1 protein-coding gene is annotated in these 217 nt (G+C 71.9%); it reads left to right on the top strand.

Annotated features, from left to right (window positions below; all coding sequences use genetic code 11):
• A partial coding sequence (locus ACFHWE_RS23895; protein WP_416604131.1) for a hypothetical protein occupies positions 1 to 217 on the top strand: 217 nt, incomplete at both ends.

The raw sequence follows: 217 nt of genomic DNA, 5'->3' as shown, positions 1-217 counted from the left end.
CGACGGCTTCACCGACGAACTCAACACCCGCCCCGCCACCCCGTCAGACGCCCCGGACACCCCCACCCTCCCCTCCTCGCCCCTGCCCCGGACACCCGAGGACGGAACCGGCTCCGACACCTCCTCCCTCCCCGACCTCTACGACCACGACTACAGCCTCTACGACACTCCACCCGCCACACCCCGAACAGCGCCCTCCCCCCTCCAAGGCCCCCTC

Origin of the sequence: Nocardiopsis sp. LOL_012, assembly GCF_048060475.1 — a bacterium.
Classification (GTDB): Bacteria; Actinomycetota; Actinomycetes; order Streptosporangiales; family Streptosporangiaceae; genus Nocardiopsis.
The sequence above is the reverse complement of the archived record's forward strand: the minus strand, read 5'-3'. Positions and strand labels throughout refer to the sequence as shown.